Below are 25,788 nucleotides of genomic sequence, written 5' to 3' on the forward strand. Positions count from 1 at the left end.
CCAAAATATCGACAATAAAATCTATCAAAAATAGATTTTATTTTTTAGATAACAATAATAGGGAAAAGTTAAAAAAAATTTTAAGAATAATGGCAAAATTAACCTCAAGAAGCGAAGATTACAGCAAATGGTATAACGAGTTAGTTGTTAAAGCAGACCTAGCTGAAAACTCAGGGGTGCGAGGATGCATGGTTATAAAACCATACGGATATGCGATCTGGGAAAAAATGCGTGATGAAATGGATAAAAAATTCAAAGAAACAGGTCACGTTAATGCTTATTTCCCGCTTTTTGTGCCCAAAAGTTTGTTTGAAGCTGAAGAAAAAAATGCTGCAGGTTTTGCAAAAGAATGCGCGGTTGTTACCCATTACAGATTAAAAACAGATCCAAATAATCCTGCAAAATTAATTGTAGACCCAGATGCTAAATTGGAAGAAGAGCTTATCGTTCGTCCAACATCAGAAGCGATTATCTGGAGTACGTATAAAAACTGGATCCAATCTTACAGAGATTTACCTATATTAATTAACCAATGGGCAAACGTTGTACGTTGGGAAATGAGAACCCGTTTATTTTTAAGAACAGCAGAATTCTTATGGCAGGAAGGCCACACCGCTCACGCTACAAAAGATGAAGCAGTGGAAGAAGCTGAAAAAATGAACAAAGTATATGCAGATTTTGCAGAAAACTTCATGGCAATGCCTGTTATTCAAGGGGTAAAAACACCTTCTGAAAGATTTGCAGGAGCAGATGAAACATACTGTATTGAAGCATTAATGCAGGATGGAAAAGCATTGCAAGCTGGAACTTCTCACTTTTTAGGTCAGAATTTCGCGAAAGCTTTTGATGTAAAATTCACCAACAAAGAAGGTAAAATAGAACATGCTTGGGCAACATCTTGGGGAACTTCAACTCGTTTGATGGGAGCTTTAATTATGACGCACTCTGATGATTTCGGATTGGTATTGCCTCCAACATTGGCGCCAATTCAGGTGGTGATTGTTCCTATCTTTAAAGGAGAAGAGCAATTAGAGCAAATCAGTGCAGTCGCTTTAGAAATTCAGGCTAAATTGAAAGCTAAAGGTATTTCTGTGAAATTTGACAATGACACCCATAACAAACCAGGTTGGAAATTTGCAGAATACGAATTAAAAGGTGTTCCTGTAAGAATCGCAATGGGACCAAGAGATCTAGAAAACAAATCTGTTGAGATCGCAAGAAGAGATAACCTTACCAAAGAAACTCATTCTATTGAAGGTTTAGATACTTATATTGAAGAATTATTAAAAACAATTCAGAAAGATATTTACACGAAAGCATTAAACTTCAGAGAAGATCATATCACTAAAGTTGATAGCTATGAAGAGTTTAAAAAGGTTTTAGAAGAAAAAGGAGGTTTCATTTCTGCACATTGGGATGGTACAGAAGAAGAGGAAGAACAAATAAAAGACGAAACGAAGGCTACCATCAGATGTATTCCTTCAGATGATGACACAGAAGAAGGTATTTCTCTTATTTCAGGAAAACCATCTAAAAGACGAGTTTTATTTGCAAAAGCATATTAAAATCCAACTTAATAAAATTAACAAATCTTTAAAAATTCTTGCAATTTTTAAAGATTTTTTTTTGAAATGAACCATTTGGAAGAATTTTTGATTAAATTTATCTCACATTAATCCCAAAATAATTTATTATGTCTTTAAATGTCATTGATTTAATTAAAGGACAATTAGGTCCCGCCTTAGTAACTCAGGCTGCCTCTCAGCTTGGAGAAAGTGAATCTGGAATTTCTAAAGCAATTGGAGGTTTATTGCCTGCAGTCGTGGGTGGATTAGCAAATAATTCTAGCAGTCCCGGTGTTTTAGATGCAATTTCAAGTGCTTCATCGAGTGGAATTTTAGGAGATCTGTTAGGAAACTCTTCCAGTAACTCTACGATCTCTGGTCTTTTGTCCTCAATTTTTGGTGACAAACTGAGCGGATTGGTAAATTCTATCTCAACATTTGCAGGAATTAGCAATAATTCTTCAAGCTCTTTGCTCAACCTTGTTACAGGTGCTACATTAGGTTCCGTTGGAAAATATGCTGCTGATAATAATTTAGACAAATCAGGGATCTCAAATTTATTGAGTGATCAAAAAGGTATTGTCTCTTCATTATTACCTGCAGGACTTTCTTTAGCTTCATTAAACATTGGAGACTGGGCGAAAGGCTATAAGTTTGATAACGACACTCCAAAGCCAACCCCTAGTGCAGAGCCTAAAATAGAAGTAACAAGAAGTACAACTCCTGTAGGGACTGATCCTGATAGAAATACTCCCGAAGGAGGCGGATCTATCTGGAAATGGTTGCTTCCTTTATTATTACTGATTGCAGCGGGGTATTTCCTATGGAAACAGTGTGAGAAAAAAGAAACAACGACTACAATGGTCGCTACAGATTCAACGGCGATGCCTACTGATACTGCAGCAACAGTTTCTTCACCAGATACTGCAGCCGGAGCTACAACAGCTAAAGTTGATGAAAACATTGATCTTAACGGTACAGCTCTTAAAGGTTACAAAGGTGGAATGGAAGATCAAATGATTGCTTTCCTAAAGTCTGATAGTTATAAAAATGCTAAAGATGATAGTGCATTAAAGGATAAATGGTATGATTTTGACCATGTAAATTTCAAATTAGGGAGTTCAACAGAATTAGAAGCGGGTTCTCAAGGACAATTGGAGAATTTAGCAGCTATTTTAAAAGCTTTCCCTGATGCTAAAATAAAAATTGGTGGTTATACTGACAAGACAGGTAACGAAGCAAATAACGTAAAACTTTCAACTGCGAGAGCAGCCTACATTAAGGATTGGTTGGCAAAACAAAATCTTGGTGGACAAGTTTTAGGAGCTGAAGGATACGGAAGCAAATTTGCTAAAGTAGACGCTAAAGCTTCTGATGCTGAAAGAGCAGTTGACAGAAAAATGTCTGTAAGATTTGCAAAATAATCTTTGCGAGCAATATTATATAGAAAATCCCGAAAATAATTTTCGGGATTTTTTTTGTCATATACTTTGTATTTTCATTTATTTAATTAAATTTGTTAGTCATTTCTAACATTTATGAGTTTGAATATAAAAAACGCTTGGCGTAAAGATAAAACATCCCACTCTCTATCAGAAGTTTATGCTTCAATAAAAGTCCCTAAAAACGGAAGTTTTTGGAGGAAATATCTTGCTTTTGCAGGCCCTGGTTTGATGATTGCCGTTGGATATATGGACCCCGGAAACTGGGCTACCGATATTGCCGGAGGCGCACAATTTGGGTATACTTTACTTTCGGTCATTCTTATTTCTAATATTTTTGCGATGGTTTTACAGCATTTGTCTGTAAAATTAGGAGTTGTTGCAGAAAGAGATCTCGCTCAGGCTTGTAGAGATCATTTTGGTCCAAAAACCAATTTCATGCTTTGGGTATTTTGTGAAATAGCCATTGCCGCCTGTGATCTCGCCGAGGTCATTGGTTCGGCCATTGCATTGAATTTACTGTTCCATATTCCTCTAACATGGGGAATTGTGATTACTACTGTAGATGTTTTAATTATTCTTTTACTTCAGGCAAAAGGTTTCAGGTGGATTGAAAGCATTGTTGGTGGACTAATTTTTGTCATTCTAGCCTGTTTCATTTATGAAATCGTAATTTCTCAACCTGCTTTTAATGAAATTCTAGGCGGTTTGGTTCCTCAAAAAGAGATCCTTCAAAATCCGGCCATGCTTTATATTGCCATCGGGATTTTGGGGGCTACCGTTATGCCTCACAATCTTTATTTGCACAGCAGTATTGTACAGACAAGAGATTATACTCGTGACAGAGAAGGTAAAAAAGAAGCGATAAAATTTGCAACGTTAGACAGTACGGTTTCTTTGATGCTTGCTTTTTTTATTAATGCTGCCATTCTTATTTTAGCAGCAGCTACATTCCATACCACAGGAAATCATGGTGTTGCAGATATTCATGATGCTTATAAAATGCTGACACCGATCTTGGGAGCTTCCATGGCAAGTATTGCTTTTGCGATTGCCTTACTGGCTTCCGGGCAAAACTCTACATTAACGGGAACTCTTGCCGGACAGATCGTAATGGAAGGTTTTTTAAACATTAAATTAAAACCTTGGCTAAGAAGATTGATTACAAGATTAATCGCTGTAATTCCTGCCTTAATTGTCGCTATATTATATGGTGAAAAAGGAACGACTGAATTATTGGTTTTGAGTCAGGTTATCCTTTCTATGCAACTGAGTTTTGCTGTTGTTCCGTTGGTGATGTTTACCAACGACAAAGCTAAAATGGGAGAATTCGTCAATAAACCATTGATGAAAGTCTGCATCTGGATTATTTCATTTGTTATTATTATTTTAAATCTTTATTTGCTGTATCAAACCTTTTTCGGAGAACAGTTTTAAATGTGAATGGTGAATGATCAATTGTGAATCTACAATCAAACTGGAAAAATTGACAATTGAAATTCTCTATTGACTTTTTAGCCTCGATAGGAACGGTTACCCCACAGCAAGAAAATGGGAGCGTTGGAGGATTTTAGCCTTGGCGTGTGCTGGCGCGAGGAGTATGAGTGGATAGCGAGAATAGCTTCTGAAAAAATATTTTACTGTGAAGTCGTAAATTAATCAAGTAGGAAAAAATGACCATTTCTTATTGATCATTTATCGTTAATCCTGCCTTAATGTCCTGATTTTTTCTTTGGCAGTATCTTTGCCAAATAATTCATTAAAATAGTTATTGAAAATGGAAAATCAGGATATCAACGAAGAAAATATCAATACACAACAAGATACGAATACTCAGAATGAAACAGTTTCTGAAGAAAATGTGACAAACGCTCCTACTCCAGAAGAACTTTTGGCAGAAGAGAAAGACCGTTACATCCGTCTTTACGCTGAATTTGAAAATTATAAAAAAAGAACTTCTAAAGAGAAAATGGAGTTTTTCCAGTATGCAAATCAGGAGATGATGATCTCTATGCTTGGGGTATTGGATGATTTTGAAAGAGCGCTAAAAGAAATCGCTAAAAACGGAAATGAATCAGACCTTCAAGGAGTTGAGCTTATTTACCAAAAACTTAAAAACAAACTTACTGAAAAGGGCTTAAAAGTGATGGAAGTAAGAGCCGGAGATACTTTTAATGTAGATCTTCATGAGGCTATTACTCAGATTCCTTCTCCTTCAGAAGATTTGAAAGGTAAAATTGTAGACGTTATCGAAACAGGATATATGTTAGGCGAAAGAGTTATTCGTTTTGCAAAAGTAGTAACAGGAAATTAAAAATATAAGCAATGAATAATAGGTAATATTCAAAATTGCTTATTACCTATTACTCATTACAAATCACTCATATAAAGACATGTCAAAAAGAGATTATTACGAGGTTCTTGAACTTAGCAAATCTGCATCAGCCGAAGAAATAAAGAAAGCATACCGTAAAATGGCGATCAAATTTCACCCAGATAAAAATCCGGGAGATAAAGAAGCCGAAGAGAAATTCAAAGAAGCTGCAGAAGCATATGAAATATTAAGCGACGACAATAAGCGTGCAAGATATGACCAGTATGGCCATGCAGGAGTTGGAGGAAACGGCGGCTTTGGAGGCGGCGGAGGCGGTTTCGGCGGCGGAATGAATATGGAAGATATTTTCAGTCAGTTTGGAGATATTTTCGGTGGTCATTTCGGCGGTGGCGGTGGCTTTGGTGGCGGAGGACAACAGCAAGTGAAAGGTTCTAACTTAAGAATCAGAATCAAGCTGAACCTTGAAGAGATGGTGAATGGAACCCAAAAAACTCTTAAAGTAAAAAAAATGAAGACGGCACCTGGTGCGACTTCAAAAACGTGTCCTACATGTAACGGATCTGGTGTTCAGTTGAAAGTAATGAACACGATGTTCGGACAAATGCAGACACAGACTACGTGTGGAACTTGTCAGGGAATCGGTAAAGTTGCCGATAAAATTCCAGCAGGAGCCAATGCACAAGGTTTAATAAAAGATGAAGAAGAAATCACGATCAACATTCCAGCAGGAGCAAGAGACGGAATTCAGCTTAATGTAAGAGGAAAAGGTAATGACGCTCCATTTGGAGGAATTCCCGGAGACCTATTGGTGATTGTAGAGGAAGAAGTAGACCAAGTAATTAAAAGAGAAGGTGATAATCTTCACCAAGAATTATATATTTCATTTGCTGAAGCTTCATTAGGAACCAAAAGAGAAATTCCTACTGTTGGCGGAAAAGTAAAAATTACCATTGAGCCTGGTACACAATCAGGAAAGATCCTAAGACTGGCAGGAAAAGGCTTACCAAGCATCGACAGCTACGGAAAAGGAGATATGTTCATCCACATTAATGTATGGACTCCTCAAAAACTTACGAAAGAACAAAAAGACTTCTTCGAAAAGCAGATGTCTAGCGGAGAAATGGTTGCAGAACCTTCCGGAAAAGAAAAAACTTTCTTTGATAAAGTGAAAGATTTATTCAACTAAAAATATTTAAAAGAGACTTATTGCAAGTCTCTTTTTTTATGCTTTCTTATTTTCTTTTATATTTGTTTTTATTTGAATTAATCAAAACTATCTTAAGAAACTAATGGACACAAGAACTGTATTTTTAAATGCCTGCAACGAAATCGCCAATACCCTTGAAGGATTTAAAATTCTAGAAAAAGGACAAAGACTTAAGAAAAGTTCTCTTGATAAAGACCTCTATTTTGAGATTTATTTTCAGTCGAGTTTTAGAAATGATTCTTCATCTATCCAGATACTTCCTCATCTCAATATTTATTCTAAAAGTTTAAAGAAATGGCAGATAGAACAGACAAAAAATGAGTATTCACAAGGTTTAATTTTTGGAAATCAGATTGGTTATTTAACTCCATTTAATAATTGGAAAGAATGGAATTTAGCTGGTTTATCGTATGAAAAATCAATCAACGAAATCACAGAAAACATACAACAATACCTCTTCCCTATTTTTGAAATCTTTAATTCAAAAGAAACAGCCATTGATTTTTTAAAGAAGAACGGAACAAAGTTTAATCAATGGTCAGAAGATTCTATCTCTCCTTTAGACTTTCTCCTCTGCTTTTCTGAAAAAGAGACCGCCGAAATCTTCTTAAATAATTTTGTAAATAGTTGCCCTTACAAAGCAAATATTCTTAAACTTTATGAGAAACTAAAAACTCAGGATGAAATTGATCTCAATTATTCTGAATTCCACGGAGCAGATAAGATTACATTGGCTTTTGTAAACGGCTTAAAAATAAAGTAGATCTACAGCAGGTATTTTATCTTTCTATTGATCAACACCAATATCAAGCTTACAATTAACAATACAGTTATAAAGATCACAAACTCGAATGAAGGAAGGTGAAGATTAAAAATCCATTCCATGATCAGAGGATGCACCAAATAAATAGCGGTGGAGATACTTGCTAAAATTTTAGAATCTGTTTTTACGGGGATACTTTTACAGTATAAAAATACAATTGGGCAGGCAATGAGTAGGGAAATCAATAGATCTATACTTTCTTTTTTATCCAATCCTATCACTTTATAATTCAAAAAAGCTTCTAACACAACAAGGCCTACTGAGCCTGCAACAAGTAGCAATGACGGCTTTTGTTTTACATCAATATTTAACTTTTTAATAAGAAAACCTATTCCCAGAAAAGGAAAACAGACAAACAGGAAATTTCTATACGAAGGAAATAAATTCAATGTTGTATCTAACTCTCCCGTAAAATAATGAAGATTCCCCAACATTTGTATCATGTACCCACACCCAAATAGAAACAAAATTGTTAGTAAAAGAAATTGAGGCGATTTATTTTTTAAGGCAAACAATATAATACCTGCGAAGAACGTCCCGATAAGATACCATAAATGATGATAACCAAATAGTATATTAATGAATACTTTATCTTCTTTCCAGAAAGGAATATAGATGATAGACCATATTGCATACAGCAAGAATATTCTTATCAGCCATTTTTTTAATTTATTAATGTCATCTACATGATAAAAATAATATCCTGTTATTATTAAAAAAACAGGAACTCCTATTCTGAAAAGCCCGTTCACCAAAACATAACTTAATGAAGGATAAGAATCTCTCAGCAAGTGCATATGCAAAAAAACCACAAAAAATGCGAGTATAATTTTTAATATGTCAACCGCTAAATTTCTCATATTTATTAATAAAGCTTATGAATACAAGGTTTAGATGTATTCATAAGCTAATATAAGTTTTATTTTTTTCAGAAAAATTATTTTCGGGTAGCTAAAGAATATCCTTTCTTTCCTAGTGTAAATAAGGCCACCGCTCCTAGTCCGCCTACAATTCCGAAAGTAAGTTCTTTTAAAACATCCGGCCACGTTGGAAATAATTCATGAAAATATTCTATTCTATGGGCAAAAATACTCCCTGCTACCATTATTAAAGCAACTGTACCCACTACACCTAAAACTTTAATAATAACAGGTAAAGCCTTCACCAATAAATGTCCCAGCTTTCCGAAGAAACCTTTGTCATTACTTTTTTTGATTAATTTAAATCCTGCATCATCCATTCTTACAATAAGCGCAACAATTCCATAAACTCCCACAGTCGCAATAAACGCCACTAAACTTGTTACTAAAATCTGTGTAATGAAAGGATGACTTTCTTCCAATACGGTTCCCAAAGCAATAATTACAATCTCGATTGATAAAATAAAATCTGTAGTAATTGCAGATTTCACTTTTGTTTTTTCTATTTCTTCAGCACTTTTTTCGGATACTTCAATTTCTTTTACAACTTCATGACCTTTTTTATCACCGTGAAAAAGAAATTCTATCACTTTTTCAACCCCTTCGAAAGCTAAATATAATCCTCCAAGAATTAATACATAATTAATCGCCGGAGCATACAACCAATTGAGCAAAAACACAATAGGTAAAATGATTAGTTTATTGATGAAAGAACCTTTAGTAATCGCCCACAAAACAGGTAGCTCACGCGAAGAAAGGAAGCCGGTGGCCTTTTCTGCATTTACAGCCAAGTCATCTCCTAAGATCCCTGCTGTTTTTTGAGTCGCTATTTTAGTAGTCACTGCTACATCATCCATCAGCGCTGCGATATCATCTAAAATTGCAAAAAAACCAGATGCCATATTATTTTAATGTTTTTTTAATATATGTTAAGTTCAGCAAAAATAATGTTTTAATTCCATTTTTCATTTTCTTTTAAGGGCAATTTACTAAAGAAAAGATTCTTGAATTCTAAAAAAGATATTCCTAAATCATTTACACATCTATAAAAATCATTCATCAGAAATATTTTTTGCTATTATTTTTCTGTAATTTTAACCTATGAAAAAGCTCATTCTCCGATATCATTTTTTAGTGTTAGGATGCACTAGCTTTTTATTAAATTCTTGTAATACAAAATTCAGAGTCTGGGTGGGAACCAATAATCAACAAAAGATCTATAACCTAAAATACGGAGAACATAAAAGACAGAAAATGGATATTTTCTTACCAACAGAATATCCTGTAGATTCTCCCGTCGTTCTTATTGTACATGGCGGTGCGTGGACACTCGGAAAAAAAGAACACATGATCCAAATTCAGAAAATGCTTTTTAAGAATAACATTCCAAGCATTAATATGAATTACCGACTGGTTTCAACAGCAAAAAAAATCACTTACAAGCAGCAGTTAGAAGATATAGGTTTAGCCATTGAGAAATTTAATTCTCTAGCCGATAAAGCAGAACTGCAATCCAACAATTATATTCTTTTAGGCGAAAGTGCGGGTGGACATTTGTCATTACTGTATGGTTATCAACATCCTGATCAAGTTAAAAAGATTATCTCCTTAAGTGGGCCGACTGATTTTTATTCTCAAGAATATTTAAATTCATTTTACTCTAAATATACTTCACCTACTTTTCAAAAGGTGGTCGGAATAAAATTTGACCGAAAAAATCTGTCTGAGGAATTTCAAAAAGCTAGTCCGATTGCGAATGTTACGAACGTTCCTACGTTATTATTTCAAGGAAATACGGATTTTTTAGTCAATCAACATCAGGGATTATTGCTGGATTCTGTTCTTACTGAGAAAAATATTCCCCATAAATTAATCTTTATGAAAAAGACAGGTCACGTTCCACGGTTTTTTAATAAAACGAAAAGAGACAGCATCATCTATCCCAATATTCTGGATTGGATAAAAAAATAACCCGCTTTAATAGCAGGTTATTAATATGTTATCTTATTTTATATTACTCTGAATCTTGATCTTTATTCTCGTATTTAGAATGATCTGCTTTCTTGCCAAATAGGAATTTAACGACCACTGGCAGCGTTGTTACTAAAACGATAATAATGATTATATATTCCAGTTTTTGCTTTAAATTGATTCCAAATTGTTCCATAAACAATTTGTCAAGATAATGTCCTGCAAAAATTAATATAAACGACCAAAGAACAGCTCCGATGATATTATCTCTCAAAAACTCTTTTTTGTCCATTTTTACAATCCCAGCAACCATTGGTGTAAAAGTTCTTACAACAGGTAAAAATCTAGCCATGATAATTGCTAATGCACCATGTTTCTCGAAAAAATCATGAGCCTGATACAGGTATTTTTTCTTAAACAACATCGTATCTTGCTTTTTGTATAAAGCAGGTCCTGCTTTTACCCCAAAGTAATATCCTACCTCGTTCCCAATAATTGCAGCAACGGCAACTGCCGAAGCTAAAATTGTGGTATCTAAGAAGTCACTACCTGTGGAGCCAAAAGTCTCTTTGATAATATCAACAGCATAAATTCCTGAAACAAAAAGTAAAGAATCTCCAGGTAGAAAAAATCCTACAAAAAGACCAGTTTCAGCGAAAACAATAAATAAAATAAGCCAAAACCCTCCCATTTTTATATAAAACTCCGGGTTTAATAAATCTTTCCAGCTAGTGAAATCTTCCATATATATTGATAAGTAACAAAAATAGGCCTAATAAATGTCAAATGGAAATTTATTAGGCGATTTTAACTAAAATTTAAGCATGACATTTTATAGGTCCAGATCCTCAGAAGCCGCCGTTCCATCTGCCATCAGATAGGCTTTCAGGAAAGGTGTAAGATTTCCGTTCATCACAGAATCTACATCTGAAGTTTCATGAGCAGAGCGCACATCTTTTATCAATTTATAAGGATGCATCACGTAGTTTCTAATCTGACTTCCCCACTCGATTTTCATTTTGTTGGCCTCAATCTCATTACGGGCTTTCAAACGTTCTTCCAATTCCATTTCGTATAGTCTTGAACGAAGCAACTGCATCGCTTTTTCTTTATTCTGAAGCTGTGAACGAGATTCGGAGTTTTCAATGATAATTCCTGTTGGGGCGTGACGAAGACGAACCGCTGTTTCCACCTTGTTTACGTTTTGTCCACCCGCTCCTGAGCTACGCATGGTTTCAAATGAAATATCAGCAGGATTAATATTAATTTCAATCGTATCATCTACCAGAGGATAAACATACACAGAAACGAAACTGGTATGGCGTTTTGCATTACTGTCAAATGGTGAAATTCTTACCAGTCTGTGAACTCCATTTTCACCTTTCAGATAACCGAAAGCATATTCCCCTTCAATTTCTAAGGTTACCGTTTTTACTCCGGCAACATCCCCTTCCTGATAGTTGAGTTCTTTGATCTTATAGCCTTGCTTCTCTGCCCACATGGTGTACATTCTCATCAGCATTGCAGCCCAATCACAACTTTCTGTACCTCCGGCGCCTGCAGTAATTTGTAAAACGGCAGAAAGCTCATCCCCTTCATTAGAAAGCATGTTTTTAAACTCAAGATCTTCAATTTTCTCTACCAATTTAGGAAATGTTTCATCCAATTCTTTTTCAGAATCTGGATCTTCTTTGGCAAATTCCATTAAAACCTGCAAATCCTCAAACTGAGAATTGATCTCATCATATCCTTCTACCCATTTTTTCTTGGAACGAAGCTGTTTTAGAAAAGTTTCAGCTGTTTTAGGATTATCCCAAAATTCAGGTGCGGCAGTTTTTTCATCATCATTGGAAATCTCTATCTTCTTTTTTTCTATCTGAAGATATTTATATAGGGCTTCAATTCTGGATTGAACTTCTTTTATCTGGTCGTTGTTGATCACGAATGTTTCTTTTTTACAAAAATACGGATAAAGTTTTTATATTAATGATAAGTCATACATTATGAATAATGAATTATCGTGAGTTTTACATTAAAAACAGTTCATTGTAGCTATTCTTTTAATGTAGCAGTAAAATCATTTATTAAAGAATCTATTTTATCTCCATAAATCTTCTTTGCATTTTCATAAGTTTGATTATCATTAAGTGTAAGAAATTTCTCTTTATCATACTTAATTAAATATTGAACAAAAGCTCCTGAAATAGGATACAAAATATCTTCATCAATTTCCAAATTTTCTTGCCAAGTTTTCTTTATGTCTATTGGATGAATTTTATATACTTCTTTAGCAATCTTAAACTTATCATCACTATTCAGATCAAAGCAGACAGCAATTCCTTCATTTACAAATTTCGTCTGATTTTTTTTGTAATTTCCAGACCAAAAGCTAATATTATGAGCAATTTCATGTCCCGAGCTTTGGTTTAATCTATTGTGGGCTATACAATAAATAGGATTTGCAAAGCCTAATTTTTTATTTAAAAATGAATTGTAGCTATCTTCAGAATTCCAAACAAAAAAATCAATTTTTTTTGGAAGTTTTGAATTAAAGAAATCATTAATCTTTATAAAAGAATTTTGTCTAGACTTTACAATTTCATTAATCTTATCTTGGTTGATAGAACCTTCAAAATGAAATATAATATTTGCTGTTTCTATAGTTCTCCAGCTATCATACATTGTATCAAAACCAAGCAACCTCCCTAAATAATTTAATTCTAAGTCTGCATTTTTGGTTCCTTTATTATTTTTTGCTTTGGTATAATATCCCCTAGAAACTATGTTGTTTCCAACCTCATAATGAGTCCGCATCAATTGAATAAATGCCCAACAATATTCCCAATCTTGTTGGGCTAATTTTTCAAGCTTCTCTGAATAAAAAAGAGCATTTTTATGATCTGAATATCCATTATAAACCATTGACATTCCAAGATTAATTTCAAAATCATCAGGATTCTCACTAAGTAATTTATATCCTAAAGAAATAGCTTTCTGATAGTTTTTATTTTTCATAGCCTCCGCCATTTCTTTCTTTTGAGAAAAGCAAAGCATTGAATTTGCTAGAAGAAAAATTAATAACCCTTTTTTCATTGTGTGTTTTTATTGCAAATTAAATTATTTTCAATAAAACCTCTGCAATTTTAACAACTAAATGTTCTATTAGATAACTCCTAAAAATCACCCTTTATCCTTCCCTTTTTCTTCTTCCCCATTATGAGAAAACCCAATAATTCTTTGCGGTTCTTCAACGACTCTATAAGACTCCAACTCTACTTTTAGAGATTGAACTCTGTATTGAAAATCGTCAAAATTATTGATGACAACATCCGCTAAAAATCTTGCAATCTGCTCCAGATATTCTTCTGTAAGTTTTCCTCCTGCATCTCTGAAAGCGCCATCCAAAAGATTTTGGTCAATCTTTAGATTTTCATTTTTAGATCTTTGATATAAATTTTTAATGCGTTTTTTTAAACTCTGGGTAAAATCAATCAACATCGTATTGCTGAAAACCTTCATTTTAGATGAAATATCTTGCCAGAAAGGAATTTTATCCGCTTTATTATTTTTAAGAATCTTATATAATAATGAATCTTGTTCAAGACCTTTCGTCATGGCATACAGAATAATTTCTGAACGTTCCAAAGCATTAGGAGGGAAAATAGGAATCATGACATCAAACCTTCCAGGAGCGAGAATTTCTTCATCAATTTCCGAAACCGTATTCGCTGAACCGACCATCAACAAATCTTCTTTTTCAAATTTTCCGATGTGATGAAGAATAATTTCCTGCGTTTCAAGATTGCATGAAGCAATATCGGTTTCCGCCGTTCTCTGCATCATAATTTCATCAAAATCATCTAGAAATAACAATACTTTATTCTGCTTCATCACCTCGAGAAGAAAATCATTGAAATTGGTTTCGGTTCCATCTACAAATGAGGTTCCCAAATAATGTTTTTTAACTTCCTTGAATTGATAATTGATAATTTCTGCAATTTTATTGGCCCAGAAAATCTTACCACTTCCGGGAGGTCCATATAAAATCATTCCGGCAGGCTTATTAATTCCCCAATCTTTTATCTGTTGTGGATTTAAAAACGGCTCCAAAACACTTGATATATAAAAGAAAAGATCTCTATACCCAATAAAATCTCTGTGTTGAAGGCTTGTTTTATGCCCAAAATAATTATACACGAACTTATAATTTCCGCCTAATTTATTATCAATTCCATAGCTTGAAATAGAAGATTTAAAAAATCCGTTATCAAAAATATTGGGAGTGGTTTCTTTTATGGTTTTCTCTACTTTATCTTTAGGCTGATTGATGGTTTCTGCAATCTGCTCCAATGTTTTATTTTGGTCAAGATCTTTTTCATATTTCTTTAGAAAATCTATATTCTCCCGGGCAAATTTTTCAAAATCTTCTTTTATTTCAAAATTGGTACTGATACAAACGCCAAGCTCGAGATCAAAATCCTGGATAAATTGTTTGATAGCTTCTGCAGAAACATGGAGCTCCTCTGCCAGTTCAATTAACTTCATAGTGATTGATTAGTATTCTATCAAATTTAGCATTTAAAAGTGAATGAGCAATAGGTCAAACACCTTAAATAGGCTAAATTAATCATCAGAAACCTATCATTTACTACATAAAATTAAAAAGAATCTGTAACATTTTATCAATTTCGTACACTATTACTATGTAAAACAAATTACATGGAAAAAATATTATCAGTAAAGAATCTCACCAAAAAATTCAAAAGAGTTGTGGTAAACAATATTTCTTTTGATGTTGAGAAGGGCAATGTTTATGGTCTTCTCGGCCCTAACGGAAGTGGAAAATCTACTACTTTTGGAATGCTGCTTTCAACCATCAATCCTACAAGTGGAGATTGGTTTTGGTTTGGAAAGAAAGGAACCAATTCTGATACCCTGAAAAAAATAGGAGCCATCATCGAACAACCTAACTTTTATCCTTATTTAAGTGCAGAAACCAACCTTAAAATTGTTGCCGAAATCAAAGGAACGCCTTACGAAAGAATAGATGAAGTCTTGAAAACTGTGAACCTTTATGAAAGAAAAAAAGACACTTTTAAAACGTTCTCTTTAGGGATGAAACAACGTCTGGCCATAGCGTCAGCTATTTTAAATAATCCTGAAGTTCTTATTTTGGATGAGCCCACTAACGGACTTGATCCCGAAGGAATTATCCAAATCAGAGATATCATCAACAGTATTGCAAAACAAGGAATTACGATTATCATTGCAAGTCACCTTTTGGATGAAATTGAAAAAATATGCAGCCATGTTATTGTTTTAAAAGAAGGAAATGCCATCTATTCCGGAAGAGTGGATGAAATGACCAGTAACAAAGGATATTTTGAATTAAAAGCAGATAATAACACTTTACTTTTAAGCGTGTTAGAAGAACTTCAGTGGTTTACTTCGGTGAGAATAGACGGCGAAATTATTAAAGCTCAAATTCGTGATGACGCTTCAATTTCCGCTTCTGCTTTAAATCAGAAACTGGCAGAAAAAGGAATTTTCTTATCGCATCTGAATAAGAAAAAACTGTCTCTTGAAACTCAATTCCTTGAACTTGTAAAAAACACAAATCATGCTTAAACTATTAAAACTCGAATATTACAAAAACCTTAATTATAGACCATTCAAGGTTTTCACCATCCTATATTTTACTATTTTAGTAGCACTTCTTTTTATCGGACTCGTAGATTTAGATGTTTTTGGAGCTACCATTAATTTAAAACAACAAGGAATTTATAATTTCCCGGAAATCTGGAACTTTACCACATGGATTGTTGCGTTATTAAAAATATTTCTCGGATTGATCATTGTTTTTTCAATCTCGCAGGAATTCAGCAACAGGATGTTTAAACAAAATACAATTGACGGACTGAGCAGAAAAGAGTTTATTGCTTCAAAACTATTAACAATTTCAGTTTTCACCATTGTTTCTACCCTTCTTGTGTTTATCATCACCTTATTTTTAGGTAACACTTATTCAAAGAACACAGATTCTGAAATGGTTTTCAAGGAAATATTCTTCATTGGGAACTACTTTGTAAAGCTGTTTACATTTTTCTGTTTCTTAATGTTCCTTTCTATATTGCTGAGAAAATCGATGTTTGTATTTCTTGGATTCTTTGTTTATTGGATCTTTGAAGGTATTTTAACAGCGGTAGAAGTATTTCAAAAAGTGCGTGGAACTCAGGAATTAGAAAGAATGAAGATCATGAAAGATGATTTTTTCTTTACTCATCTTCTCCCTTTAGAAAGCATGTCTAGCCTTATCCCTAATCCAATAATGAGATTAGATATGGCCAAAATGATTGGATTTAAATATGAATTCACCTACCCTACAGAAAGCTTAATTGCGTGTATCATTTGGTGCGTAATTTTTATCTTCGGATCTTACTGGATCTTGAAAAAAAGAGATTGGTAAGCCTTATTTTAAAAGATTAAAGTTTTTACTAAGTCTGTTTAAACTAATTAAAAATTTAGGCGCAAAAGCTATTATTGAACTATTTATAGCTTAGCTATTAGGAAAATATAGGCTTGCAAAAGAATAAAAATCAAAGATTTTTTTAAACTTATGTATTCTTGTTTACAGTTCAAAACTAGCTTAAATAATGCGTAATTCTTTTGACTCTTTTGTGGTTAAAATAAAAAGTTTACATTATAAAAAATTAAAGTGGTTCATGTTTTGAATCACTTTTTTGTTTAATTTTAATTTTCTTTGAAACTCATGATGAAAAATTTATCCTTCTTCTTTATAAAATCATTTTCGATAGTATCATTAATTATCTTTAGTTCATGTAATCAAAAAGTGGAAAATATTATTGAAAAATCGGTTTCAATGATAAAACCCAAGCCAGTTACAAAACCTATACTTGACCTCAATAAAACCGATAAAAAAGGAGAAGAAGCTCTTGAATTTTGTAAGAAAAATAAGTTCAATACCGATTTTTGTATCTTAATAGACATGAGTTTACATTCTGGAATCAACAGATTTTTTGTCTATGATCTTCAACAAAAGAAAATTATACAAAAATATTTAGTCGGTCATGGATGCGGAAATAATATCTGGAGTTGGGACCAATCAAAAGAGAAGCCTGATTTCAGCAATGAAGACGGAAGCCATCTTTCATCATTAGGAAAATATAAAATCGGAGAAAGAGGAAGAAGCGAATGGGGAATTAATGTAAAATATTTAATGCACGGCTTGGAAACAACCAATACGAATGCATTAAAAAGAACCATCGTTTTTCACTCTTGGGATAAAATGAGCAATGATGAAGTTTTCCCAAAAGGTTCACCTGAAGGCTGGGGCTGCCCGACGGTTTCTAATGATGCATTAAAAAAGATTGATCCGATATTGCAGAATTCTTCTCAGCCTGTTCTGATGTGGATTTATAATTAAAGCTATGAGGAAAAGTAAGAAAATATATTATTTTCTGGGATTGATAAGTGCCTTGTTAATTCCGATTCTATTTTGGTATTATGCAGGCCCGAGAGCTCATCAACCTTATACTGTACTTGATCTAGGAATTCCCTCAAAACATAAATATAATGACACGATTGATAATACTTTTGAATCCGTACGAAACTGGAAATATCAAAAGATCATTGTAAAACCTAATACAGCGCTACAAAACCAACAGTATTATATTTCTGAACTTAAAAAGCTTCAGCAGAGAAATGAAAAAGAAACAGGGATTGAATTTATAATTGATGATAAAAATAATTATCAGGATCTGGTTACTTTGATCAATACCATGCAATTAGCAAAACAAGAAACTTACGGGGTTGATGTAGGAAATACCGGCCATTTTTTTGCAGTTCATTTTTATCAAGATCCAAATAAAAATTATGCTATTTGCGGTGGTGTAGTTGGCGGACCAACAGATTATAAACAAAAAGAAGGTCTTAGTTTCGCAGATATTAAAGGACTTCCAAGGCAATCATATTATATTATCTTCGGATTCTTATTGTTTTTAAACATTTCTATGTTGAGTATTAAAGAGAGATTTCAAATCAATAGAAAAACAATCATATGAAAAAGATATATTATTTTCCGGGATTGATAAGTGCCATCATTATTCCTATTTTGTTTTGGTATTATGGAAATCGAAAATTTGAAGAAATCAATCTTAATGTTATTGATATTGCTATTCCTCCTAAAGTAAGGCCAGGAGATAATATAAATAACATTTACACTTTTGAGTCTGCAAGAAACTGGAATTATAAAAAAATTAAAGTGAATTCTGGTAAGGCTAAAGAAAATTCAAATTTATATGTTTCCGAAATGAAAAAACTTCAAAAAAGAAATCAACAAAGAAGCGGAATTGAATTTATTTTTGATAATAACAATACCTATGGTGATTTTGTCTCATTGCTTAATGATATGCATATTACAAAATCTGAAGAATATGCTGTTGACTTAGAAAAAACAGGACATCTATTTGTCATTCAAAACTATTTTCTATCTATTACTAAAGATAACTTTTTTGGCAAAGATTATACAGAAATTCCAATGGGTAATGATACTATTAATAATTGGGAAGCTTATTTGAAGTTTATAGAACCCAAAGGATATGACAAGTTCACACAAATTTTAACACAATTGCCTAAACGGGCATTTCTTATTATTTTCGGATTTTTATTTTTGTTGCATATTTCTATGTTGAGCATTAAAGAAAGATTTCAATTTTAACAAAAAAATTAGTATTCTAATTAATGTATTATTACCATTCTTCTTTTGAAATTATTGGTTTATTCATTGTTTTCTTTAAATCTTCAATTTCAGAATTAACCTTATTCGAAATTATTTCTCTTATTTCATTAGTCACTTTTATCTTATACCCTTTAGGCCCTCCTGCCAACATTCCTGTCAAAGTTGATAACATTTCTTCATTAGTAATAATTCCTAAACTAACAGTATTCCCTTCGTGGATAAAATTCGTAAAATCATATTTATATCTTCCATCTTTACAAGCTATCGTTATATCAAAACTAATCCATCCTTCTCTAGCTCCAGATCCCATAAAAACTTTACTTGAATACTTCATACTACCTCTTCCAACTAATATATTGTTATCAGCATCTTCAAGAATAATAACTTCTTTAGGGTTTTTAAAAGTTTGAGTGAACCATATTTTTGCAGCAGCATATAATACCTTAGCCGGTTTTGTAGAATCTAAAGTCTTTATAACTTCTGTATATTTAATAATCTCTTTATCTTGAGCATGTAATGTAATTGTTAAAAATAAAATAATAAATACAAATAGTTTTTTCATTAATTAAAAGTTTCTACAAAAATATCAAAAAAACATAATACTAACTTTACGGATAACCATTAAAAAAGGTTGCCTTTCGACAACCTTCCTTTCACTTACTTTTTATCTAACAGAGAAAGATAGTCTCCGTATCCTTTTTTCGCCATTTCTGCTTTTGGAACAAACTTCAGAGAAGCACTGTTGATACAGTAACGAAGTCCTCCTTTATCTGCTGGCCCGTCATTGAAGACGTGTCCCAGGTGGGCATCTCCAGTTTTACTTCTTACTTCTGTTCTATCCATTCCGGCTGATGTATCTAATTTTTCGTCAATTAATTTTTTAGAAATTGGTTTTGAAAAACTTGGCCATCCACAACCAGATTCAAATTTGTCTGTTGAAATAAATAAAGGTTCTCCGGTAGTGATATCAACATAAATACCTTCACGGCTTTCATCCCAATATTCATTTTTAAAAGGCATTTCTGTACCATTTTCCTGAGTCACTTTATATTGTTCAGACGTTAACTTTTCTTTTAAAACTTTTTTATCTTCTTTTTGATATTTTGCTTTTGCATCTTTCTTAGGAAGAGGGTTTGCATTTTTTGCCATTTCAAAAAGTCCTGGTTCAATATGGCAATATCCTCCAGGATTTTTATCCAAATAATCCTGGTGATAATCTTCTGCTTTATAGAAGTTTTTAAGAGCAATTGTTTCTACAACCAAAGGTTTGCTATAATTTTTAGCCAATTTTTGAACTTCTTCTTTTACAATAGCTTCCGTCTCTTTATCGGTAGAATAAATTCCTGTTCTGTACTGATCTCCTCTGTCATTTCCCTGTTTATTCAAACTTGTAGGGTCAATTGTTTTGAAATAAAGATCAATTAACAGTTTTAAATCAACTTGTTCAGGGTCGTATTTTACTTTTACGGTTTCAGCAAAACCAGTTGTATGACTTACCACTTCTTCATAGGTTGGATTCTGAGTCTTTCCGTTAGCATAGCCAACTTCTGTTCCCACTACTCCACGAACTTGTTGAAAAAAATGTTCTGTTCCCCAAAAACATCCTCCTGCAAAATAAACTTCTTTAAGATTTTTATTGTTCATAACGGTCTCATTATCTTTTTTAGTTTCTCCTGATTTCTTTTTTAAAGAATCTCCACAGCTTGTTGCAAATACTGCAATGCCAAGCATCATGCCAAGCAATACTAATATGTTTCTCATTTTTATCTTTTTATAATTATTCATTTTTTGTCATTTTGAAGTATCATTAATGCGAATCCTAAAAACATAAGGTCTTTTAGAATAAAAAAGTCCGTCACGGGTATTCCGTCTACTACTTTCCAAATTCCGGGAGTTGTAAATAAATAACTCAGCGTTGTAAGGAAAGTTACAATCATTCCTATGGCAGCATACTTTCGTAAGAATGCAAATTTCACACTAAATATAAGGAGTAAGGCAATGATAATTTCTATCGCTCCGATAGCATTTGATACTGCCTGAACGCTCATGATATCATATACGTAAAAAGTAAGGAAATGGTTTTCTACAAGGTTCTTTATTCCGGCAGCTTCCGTGGGAGTAAATTTGAAGATCCCTATCCAGATTAAAATAAGAGCGGTGCCAAAAAGGGAGATATAATATCCAATGGTAGAGGCCGATACTTCTTTGCTAATTTTCTGTGTTGTTCCGTTCATTGTTTAAGATTTTGAATTAATACTTTGCTATTTTCAAAAGTATAGTCGGAACAATTTCAAAATCCTGACAAAATTTTATTTAAAGATCAAACTTATTCATCATCTTATCTTTAAAATTCTGAATATCAGATTTATTAATTTCAGTTTTTTTATCCTGAAAAAGTTTTCTTTTTAAAATCTCATCTAATATTTTCAGTTTTTTCTCGTATGCTTTACACCATTTACATATTTTAAGGTGCATAGAAAGCCTCCAGTCCTCTTTCCGAGAGATGGAATTTGCATTTCTTTTTTCCAACAGCAGTGTCGCTTCACTGCATGGTAAAAATAACAGGTGAATAAATCTTTTAACCATTTTTTTTATTCTTTATGATTGTGCAAACCAGTTAAAATCCAGACATTCTCTTAACTGCATTCTACTTCTTTGCAAAATCTTCCATAGATTAGTCGTAGAAATATCCAATTCCTGACTCACTTCAGGCGCTTTTTTTTCTTGAAGATAATACATTTTCATAGGGATCTTCCATCGGGAGGGCAATTCTTCAATACAATCTTCTAACGTTTTATTAAAATCATCATTATCCAAAAGTTCAGCTTCTTTATTGGTAGCATCCCAATCATGGAGCACATCATCATTTTTCCATGAACCTGTTTCATCAAAAAAATGATCCAGTCTTATCTGAGGTTCAGCTCTATATTTCTTTCTATAAAAATCGGCTACTTTATTTTTAAGAATCGTTTGCAACCACGTTAGCGGTTTACTTTTTTCTTCAAAAGAATCATACGACGAAAAAGCAGCAATAAAAACTTCCTGAACAACATCCTCAGCATCTTCCCTATCCGAAAGCAAATAAACGGCTCTCTTTAAAAGAGGCTCAGAATATTGCTCTACCCAGCTTTTCAATACTTCGTTTTTCATCATTTTTTACTTAATATTATTTGCCCACAGATTTATACAGATAATTAAGTTTTAAAATCTATTATAAAATCAGAGAAACCGTGAGCGTTTTTATTTAATATTAAAACGAATATAGAAAGTTAAATTCTAAAGTGCAAAATTTTTATGATAATCATTTGGTCATTGTGAAAAGCGAAACGAAGAAGCAATCTCTTATTTTAAACATAAATAGCACGCATCTTTTTATAAATAACACAATTGTTAATGAAAATAGAATCTCTAATACTATTATTTAGATCCTTTCAGGATGACAAACTGTACGGATAATTCTTACTTCGAATATTTAAAATATTGGCTACAACATAGTCCTGATTCTATGTTAATATGCAAATTATTCAGGTTAAAGGTTAAAATTTTAAATTAAAAATCATATTTATTGACCTGTCTATAGTTTGTTTGTTATAAAGTTAAGAGGCGCAAAAAATGAGATGCTGAAACATCCTTTTTCTAAGTGCTAAAACAAACCTAACAGGTTTTAAAAACCTGTTAGGTTTAAATTTATGGTGTGGAAAGATTCGAGTTTATATCCTTTCAGGATGACAAACTGTATGATTAATTCGTACTTTAAATATTCAAAACAAGGCTATAACCCTAGCCCCGATTGGAGTTAAAATCCATTTTTGAAAAAAAAATTGCAACGAAAAGCGGGAAATAGCTCCCCAAAACATTTATGCTAATTAAACTTCATGATGACAAAATAATAGTTAATTATTATTTTAGTTGTAAAAATAGTAAATTTGCATCTTATCGAAAATTTGTAAAAAGCAAAGCAATATATATCATTATGACATCACAAGAGATACGTCAAAAATTTTTAGATTATTTTAAAAGTAAAGACCACCTTATTGTTCCTTCAGCTCCAATTGTGCTGAAAGACGACCCTACCCTAATGTTTTCCAACTCTGGAATGACGCAGTTCAAAGATTTTTTCTTAGGCTACAAAACGCCTACCGCCCCAAGAATTGCCGATACACAGAAATGTTTGAGAGTTTCAGGGAAACATAATGATTTGGATGATGTAGGTAGAGACACTTACCACCACACCATGTTTGAGATGTTAGGAAACTGGTCTTTTGGTGATTATTTCAAAAAAGATGCTATTGCTTTTGCCTGGGAATTATTAACGGGAGTGTACGGAATTCCGAAAGAAAACCTATATGTAACCATTTTTGAAGGAGACGCTTCTGAAAATCTGGAAAGAGATCAGACTGCTTATGATTACTGGAAAGCGGTAATTTCTGAAGACAGAATTATCAACGGAAATAAAAAAGATAACTTCTGGGAAATGGGAGCAAGCGGGCCTTGTGGACCATGCTCTGAAATCCATGTTGACTTGAGAACTCCGGAAGAAAAAGCTCAAGTTTCAGGACTTGAATTGGTGAACAATGATCATCCTCAAGTGGTGGAAGTTTGGAATCTGGTTTTTATGGAATTCAACAGAAAAGCAGATGGTTCGTTAGAAAAACTTCCTGCTCAACACGTAGATACAGGAATGGGCTTCGAGCGTCTTTGCATGGCGCTTCAAGGGAAATCTTCCAATTATGATACAGACGTTTTCACCCCGTTGATTGCTAAAGTTGAAGAACTTTCAGGTAAAAAATATACCGGAATTCTAGAAGACGAAAAAGATATTGCCATCCGTGTTGTGGTAGACCACATCAGAGCGGTTTCTTTTGCGATTGCTGACGGACAATTACCATCAAACGGCGGAGCAGGTTATGTAATCAGAAGAATTTTGAGAAGAGGAATTTCTTATTCTTACAGATTTCTGGATATAAAAGAGCCTTTCCTTTACAAATTGGTTGCTGTTCTTCAGGAACAGATGGGATCAGTATTCCCTGAACTAGAAAAACAAGGAAAATTAGTTACCGAAGTCATCAAAAGTGAAGAAGAATCTTTCTTAAGAACGATTGAGAGAGGCCTAATTCGATTAGATAGTATTATTAAAGAAACTCAAGAAAAAGGAGAAAAAACTCTTGCCGGAGATAAAATTTTCGAACTATATGACACGTATGGTTTTCCAGCTGATCTTTCAAGAATTATTGCTGAAGAAAAGCAATTAACAATTGATGAAGAAGGCTTTGAAAAGCAAATGGAAATAAGAGTAGAAGATAGTAGAAAAGATTCTGCTCAGAAAGTTTACGACTGGGTAAACTTAGAAGAAAGAGAAGAAAACTTCGTGGGTTATGACCAAATTGAGGCTGAAACTTATATTACAAGATACAGAAAAGTAGAAAATAAAGACGGTGAATTTTATCAGGTTGTATTGAGCAACTCTCCTTTCTACCCCGAAGGTGGTGGACAGGTTGGTGATAAAGGTGTTCTTGAAAATGGTACTGAAAGTTTCGAAGTATTGGAAACTAAAAAGGAAAACGGATTGATTATTTCTTTAATCAATAAACTTCCTGAAAATGTTACTGCTTCTTTTATTGCTAAAGTAGATGTAACCGACAGAAAAAACTCTCAGGCTAATCACTCAGTAACTCACTTATTGCATGAAGCGTTGAGAGATGTTTTAGGAACTCATGTTGAACAAAAAGGTTCTTATGTTGGTCCTGAATATCTTCGTTTTGACTTCTCTCACTTCAATAAAATGACGGAGGAAGAATTAGCGTTGGTTGAAGAAAAAGTGAATGCAAAAATCAAAGAAAGTATTGCGTTACAGGAATTCAGAAATATTCCTATCCAAGAAGCAATTGACAAAGGTGCCATGGCTTTGTTTGGTGAAAAATATGGTGATAGTGTAAGAATGATCCAGTTTGGAAGTTCAAAAGAACTTTGCGGTGGAACTCACGTGAAAAATACAAGCGAAATCGGTCATTTCAAATTGACTTCAGAAAGTTCTGCAGCAGCAGGAATCAGAAGAATTGAAGCGATCTCAGGTGATAAATCTGAGGAATATTTCAAAAATTTAGAAAAACAAGTTCTTGAGCTTTCTCAATTGCTAAAATCTAAAGATGTTGTACGTTCTATCGAAAAATTAATTGAAGAAAACGCTGCATTAAAAGCAGAAGTTGAAGCATTCAAAAAAGAAAAAGCAAAAGGCGAAATCGGTGACTGGAAAGGTGCTTATGAGCAAAAAGGCGATAAATTAATTTTAGTGAAAAGAACTTCTTTGGATGCCGGTTCGGTGAAAGACATCGTCTTCCAGTTGAAGAAAGAAATCCCAACTTCTATAACGATTATCCTTTCTGACGCAGACGGAAAACCAATGATTACCGTTGGTGTTTCTGATGATTTAGCAGGAATTTATCAGGCTGGAGCACTTATTAAAGAATTAGCAAAAGAAATCCAAGGCGGTGGTGGTGGAAACCCAGGTTTCGCAACAGCTGGAGGTAAAAACCTTGATGGCTTGGAGAATGCTTATCAGAAGGCTTTGAGTATTTAGTAAAACATTTATGCTTTGCAGTTTTGCAAGGTTTTATTATACGAATTACTTTAAACAATAATCCCTTTCATTTTTGAAAGGGATTATTTATGTCTATTATTTTTTGATTTAAAAAATCATTAAAATCTAATTAAGATAGGATGTTTAATTGACCTATTTTTCAAAAAAGTTACGAACCACTAAAATACAA

24 protein-coding genes are annotated in these 25,788 nt (G+C 33.2%); 13 read left to right on the forward strand and 11 right to left on the reverse strand.

The window, feature by feature from the left end; translation table 11 throughout:
• The first annotated feature begins 89 nt into the window (after positions 1-89).
• The 6 genes from proS to AMQ68_RS07935 all read left to right on the forward strand — a co-directional run bounded on the left by proS (position 90) and on the right by AMQ68_RS07935 (position 7,312).
• Positions 90-1,565, forward strand: coding sequence for a proline--tRNA ligase (gene proS, locus AMQ68_RS07910; RefSeq protein WP_054510565.1), 1,476 nt, complete (start codon positions 90-92; stop codon positions 1,563-1,565).
• Between the two features lie 128 nt (positions 1,566-1,693).
• Complete coding sequence (locus tag AMQ68_RS07915; protein WP_054510114.1) at positions 1,694-2,989, forward strand: OmpA family protein; 1,296 nt, start codon at positions 1,694-1,696, stop codon at positions 2,987-2,989.
• Between the two features lie 114 nt (positions 2,990-3,103).
• Positions 3,104-4,444 (forward strand): Nramp family divalent metal transporter, encoded by a 1,341-nt coding sequence (locus tag AMQ68_RS07920; protein WP_054510115.1) that lies wholly within the window; start codon positions 3,104-3,106, stop codon positions 4,442-4,444.
• Between the two features lie 340 nt (positions 4,445-4,784).
• Positions 4,785-5,321 carry a nucleotide exchange factor GrpE gene (locus AMQ68_RS07925; protein ID WP_054510116.1) on the forward strand — a complete coding sequence of 179 codons (537 nt, stop codon included), beginning with the start codon at positions 4,785-4,787 and terminating at the stop codon, positions 5,319-5,321.
• A gap of 79 nt (positions 5,322-5,400) precedes the next feature.
• Positions 5,401-6,528 carry a molecular chaperone DnaJ gene (gene dnaJ / locus AMQ68_RS07930; protein WP_054510117.1) on the forward strand — a complete coding sequence of 376 codons (1,128 nt, stop codon included), beginning with the start codon at positions 5,401-5,403 and terminating at the stop codon, positions 6,526-6,528.
• A 103-nt stretch (positions 6,529-6,631) separates the two neighbouring features.
• Positions 6,632-7,312, forward strand: a complete 681-nt coding sequence (locus tag AMQ68_RS07935) for a DUF4304 domain-containing protein (protein WP_054510118.1) — start codon at positions 6,632-6,634, stop codon at positions 7,310-7,312.
• Positions 7,313-7,314: 2 nt separating this feature from the next.
• On the opposite strand, the gene AMQ68_RS07940 is transcribed toward AMQ68_RS07935, so the two are convergent.
• Together AMQ68_RS07940 and AMQ68_RS07945 are read right to left on the reverse strand one after the other, a co-directional pair.
• The gene (locus tag AMQ68_RS07940; RefSeq protein WP_071254749.1) at positions 7,315-8,232 is read right to left on the reverse strand and encodes an acyltransferase family protein; all 918 of its coding nucleotides are present in this window, start codon (positions 8,230-8,232) and stop codon (positions 7,315-7,317) included.
• Between the two features lie 77 nt (positions 8,233-8,309).
• Positions 8,310-9,194, reverse strand: a complete 885-nt coding sequence (locus AMQ68_RS07945; protein ID WP_054510120.1) for a DUF808 domain-containing protein — start codon at positions 9,192-9,194, stop codon at positions 8,310-8,312.
• Positions 9,195-9,393: 199 nt separating this feature from the next.
• Between AMQ68_RS07945 and AMQ68_RS07950 the strand changes: the two genes are divergently transcribed.
• Positions 9,394-10,263 carry an alpha/beta hydrolase gene (locus AMQ68_RS07950; RefSeq protein WP_054510121.1) on the forward strand — a complete coding sequence of 290 codons (870 nt, stop codon included), beginning with the start codon at positions 9,394-9,396 and terminating at the stop codon, positions 10,261-10,263.
• A 43-nt stretch (positions 10,264-10,306) separates the two neighbouring features.
• Here AMQ68_RS07950 and AMQ68_RS07955 read toward each other — a convergent pair whose 3' ends face one another.
• The 4 genes from AMQ68_RS07955 to AMQ68_RS07970 all read right to left on the reverse strand — a co-directional run bounded on the left by AMQ68_RS07955 (position 10,307) and on the right by AMQ68_RS07970 (position 14,808).
• A complete protein-coding gene (locus tag AMQ68_RS07955; protein ID WP_054510122.1) occupies positions 10,307-11,008 on the reverse strand; it encodes a DedA family protein in 702 nt (233 codons plus the stop codon).
• A gap of 87 nt (positions 11,009-11,095) precedes the next feature.
• A complete protein-coding gene (gene prfB, locus AMQ68_RS07960) occupies positions 11,096-12,205 on the reverse strand; it encodes a peptide chain release factor 2 (protein ID WP_054510123.1) in 1,110 nt (369 codons plus the stop codon).
• A 110-nt stretch (positions 12,206-12,315) separates the two neighbouring features.
• On the reverse strand, positions 12,316-13,356 hold the full coding sequence (locus AMQ68_RS07965) for a lipopolysaccharide assembly protein LapB (RefSeq protein ID WP_054510124.1): 1,041 nt from the start codon (positions 13,354-13,356) through the stop codon (positions 12,316-12,318).
• 87 nt (positions 13,357-13,443) lie between these two features.
• On the reverse strand, positions 13,444-14,808 hold the full coding sequence (locus tag AMQ68_RS07970) for an ATP-binding protein (protein ID WP_054510125.1): 1,365 nt from the start codon (positions 14,806-14,808) through the stop codon (positions 13,444-13,446).
• A 174-nt stretch (positions 14,809-14,982) separates the two neighbouring features.
• Here AMQ68_RS07970 and AMQ68_RS07975 point away from each other — a divergent pair, with 174 nt between their 5' ends.
• The 5 genes from AMQ68_RS07975 (at position 14,983) to AMQ68_RS07995 (ending at position 19,000) form a co-directional block, all read left to right on the forward strand.
• A complete protein-coding gene (locus tag AMQ68_RS07975) occupies positions 14,983-15,891 on the forward strand; it encodes an ABC transporter ATP-binding protein (RefSeq protein WP_054510126.1) in 909 nt (302 codons plus the stop codon).
• The gene (locus AMQ68_RS07980; protein WP_054510127.1) at positions 15,884-16,729 is read left to right on the forward strand and encodes an ABC transporter permease; all 846 of its coding nucleotides are present in this window, start codon (positions 15,884-15,886) and stop codon (positions 16,727-16,729) included. Before AMQ68_RS07975 ends, AMQ68_RS07980 begins: the two co-directional genes overlap by 8 nt.
• A gap of 414 nt (positions 16,730-17,143) precedes the next feature.
• Positions 17,144-17,707 (forward strand): murein L,D-transpeptidase catalytic domain-containing protein, encoded by a 564-nt coding sequence (locus tag AMQ68_RS07985; protein ID WP_241775083.1) that lies wholly within the window; start codon positions 17,144-17,146, stop codon positions 17,705-17,707.
• A gap of 4 nt (positions 17,708-17,711) precedes the next feature.
• The gene (locus AMQ68_RS07990; protein ID WP_054510129.1) at positions 17,712-18,344 is read left to right on the forward strand and encodes a hypothetical protein; all 633 of its coding nucleotides are present in this window, start codon (positions 17,712-17,714) and stop codon (positions 18,342-18,344) included.
• Complete coding sequence (locus AMQ68_RS07995; protein ID WP_054510130.1) at positions 18,341-19,000, forward strand: hypothetical protein; 660 nt, start codon at positions 18,341-18,343, stop codon at positions 18,998-19,000. Before AMQ68_RS07990 ends, AMQ68_RS07995 begins: the two co-directional genes overlap by 4 nt.
• Positions 19,001-19,031: 31 nt before the next feature.
• Here AMQ68_RS07995 and AMQ68_RS08000 read toward each other — a convergent pair whose 3' ends face one another.
• The 5 genes from AMQ68_RS08000 to AMQ68_RS08020 all read right to left on the reverse strand — a co-directional run bounded on the left by AMQ68_RS08000 (position 19,032) and on the right by AMQ68_RS08020 (position 22,174).
• On the reverse strand, positions 19,032-19,583 hold the full coding sequence (locus tag AMQ68_RS08000) for a DUF4468 domain-containing protein (RefSeq protein ID WP_054510131.1): 552 nt from the start codon (positions 19,581-19,583) through the stop codon (positions 19,032-19,034).
• Between the two features lie 95 nt (positions 19,584-19,678).
• On the reverse strand, positions 19,679-20,665 hold the full coding sequence (gene msrB / locus AMQ68_RS08005; protein ID WP_241775099.1) for a peptide-methionine (R)-S-oxide reductase MsrB: 987 nt from the start codon (positions 20,663-20,665) through the stop codon (positions 19,679-19,681).
• Positions 20,666-20,802: 137 nt separating this feature from the next.
• Positions 20,803-21,255, reverse strand: a complete 453-nt coding sequence (locus tag AMQ68_RS08010; RefSeq protein ID WP_054510132.1) for a DUF417 family protein — start codon at positions 21,253-21,255, stop codon at positions 20,803-20,805.
• Between the two features lie 79 nt (positions 21,256-21,334).
• Positions 21,335-21,607: a hypothetical protein gene (locus tag AMQ68_RS08015; RefSeq protein ID WP_054510133.1), complete on the reverse strand. Its 273-nt coding sequence runs from the start codon at positions 21,605-21,607 to the stop codon at positions 21,335-21,337.
• 12 nt (positions 21,608-21,619) lie between these two features.
• Positions 21,620-22,174 carry an RNA polymerase sigma factor gene (locus AMQ68_RS08020; protein WP_054510134.1) on the reverse strand — a complete coding sequence of 185 codons (555 nt, stop codon included), beginning with the start codon at positions 22,172-22,174 and terminating at the stop codon, positions 21,620-21,622.
• 820 nt (positions 22,175-22,994) lie between these two features.
• Between AMQ68_RS08020 and alaS the strand changes: the two genes are divergently transcribed.
• Positions 22,995-25,598, forward strand: a complete 2,604-nt coding sequence (gene alaS, locus AMQ68_RS08025; RefSeq protein ID WP_054510135.1) for an alanine--tRNA ligase — start codon at positions 22,995-22,997, stop codon at positions 25,596-25,598.
• The last annotated feature ends 190 nt before the right edge of the window (positions 25,599-25,788 follow it).

It is taken from the genome of Chryseobacterium sp. ERMR1:04 (assembly GCF_001297705.1).
Lineage (GTDB): Bacteria > Bacteroidota > Bacteroidia > Flavobacteriales > Weeksellaceae > Chryseobacterium.

Excerpts from the sequence above, each read along its gene's own strand:
- proS (WP_054510565.1), top strand. The coding sequence starts at position 90 with ATGGCAAAATTAACCTCAAGAAGCGAAGATTACAGCAAATGGTATAAC.
- AMQ68_RS07915 (WP_054510114.1), top strand. The coding sequence starts at position 1,694 with ATGTCTTTAAATGTCATTGATTTAATTAAAGGACAATTAGGTCCCGCC.
- AMQ68_RS07920 (WP_054510115.1), top strand. The coding sequence starts at position 3,104 with ATGAGTTTGAATATAAAAAACGCTTGGCGTAAAGATAAAACATCCCAC.
- AMQ68_RS07925 (WP_054510116.1), top strand. The coding sequence starts at position 4,785 with ATGGAAAATCAGGATATCAACGAAGAAAATATCAATACACAACAAGAT.
- dnaJ (WP_054510117.1), top strand. The coding sequence starts at position 5,401 with ATGTCAAAAAGAGATTATTACGAGGTTCTTGAACTTAGCAAATCTGCA.
- AMQ68_RS07935 (WP_054510118.1), top strand. The coding sequence starts at position 6,632 with ATGGACACAAGAACTGTATTTTTAAATGCCTGCAACGAAATCGCCAAT.
- AMQ68_RS07940 (WP_071254749.1), bottom strand. The coding sequence starts at position 8,232 with ATGAGAAATTTAGCGGTTGACATATTAAAAATTATACTCGCATTTTTT.
- AMQ68_RS07945 (WP_054510120.1), bottom strand. The coding sequence starts at position 9,194 with ATGGCATCTGGTTTTTTTGCAATTTTAGATGATATCGCAGCGCTGATG.
- AMQ68_RS07950 (WP_054510121.1), top strand. The coding sequence starts at position 9,394 with ATGAAAAAGCTCATTCTCCGATATCATTTTTTAGTGTTAGGATGCACT.
- AMQ68_RS07955 (WP_054510122.1), bottom strand. The coding sequence starts at position 11,008 with ATGGAAGATTTCACTAGCTGGAAAGATTTATTAAACCCGGAGTTTTAT.
- AMQ68_RS07965 (WP_054510124.1), bottom strand. The coding sequence starts at position 13,356 with ATGAAAAAAGGGTTATTAATTTTTCTTCTAGCAAATTCAATGCTTTGC.
- AMQ68_RS07970 (WP_054510125.1), bottom strand. The coding sequence starts at position 14,808 with ATGAAGTTAATTGAACTGGCAGAGGAGCTCCATGTTTCTGCAGAAGCT.
- AMQ68_RS07975 (WP_054510126.1), top strand. The coding sequence starts at position 14,983 with ATGGAAAAAATATTATCAGTAAAGAATCTCACCAAAAAATTCAAAAGA.
- AMQ68_RS07980 (WP_054510127.1), top strand. The coding sequence starts at position 15,884 with ATGCTTAAACTATTAAAACTCGAATATTACAAAAACCTTAATTATAGA.
- AMQ68_RS07985 (WP_241775083.1), top strand. The coding sequence starts at position 17,144 with ATGATAAAACCCAAGCCAGTTACAAAACCTATACTTGACCTCAATAAA.
- AMQ68_RS07990 (WP_054510129.1), top strand. The coding sequence starts at position 17,712 with ATGAGGAAAAGTAAGAAAATATATTATTTTCTGGGATTGATAAGTGCC.
- AMQ68_RS07995 (WP_054510130.1), top strand. The coding sequence starts at position 18,341 with ATGAAAAAGATATATTATTTTCCGGGATTGATAAGTGCCATCATTATT.
- AMQ68_RS08000 (WP_054510131.1), bottom strand. The coding sequence starts at position 19,583 with ATGAAAAAACTATTTGTATTTATTATTTTATTTTTAACAATTACATTA.
- msrB (WP_241775099.1), bottom strand. The coding sequence starts at position 20,665 with ATGAACAATAAAAATCTTAAAGAAGTTTATTTTGCAGGAGGATGTTTT.
- AMQ68_RS08010 (WP_054510132.1), bottom strand. The coding sequence starts at position 21,255 with ATGAACGGAACAACACAGAAAATTAGCAAAGAAGTATCGGCCTCTACC.
- AMQ68_RS08015 (WP_054510133.1), bottom strand. The coding sequence starts at position 21,607 with ATGGTTAAAAGATTTATTCACCTGTTATTTTTACCATGCAGTGAAGCG.
- AMQ68_RS08020 (WP_054510134.1), bottom strand. The coding sequence starts at position 22,174 with ATGATGAAAAACGAAGTATTGAAAAGCTGGGTAGAGCAATATTCTGAG.
- alaS (WP_054510135.1), top strand. The coding sequence starts at position 22,995 with ATGACATCACAAGAGATACGTCAAAAATTTTTAGATTATTTTAAAAGT.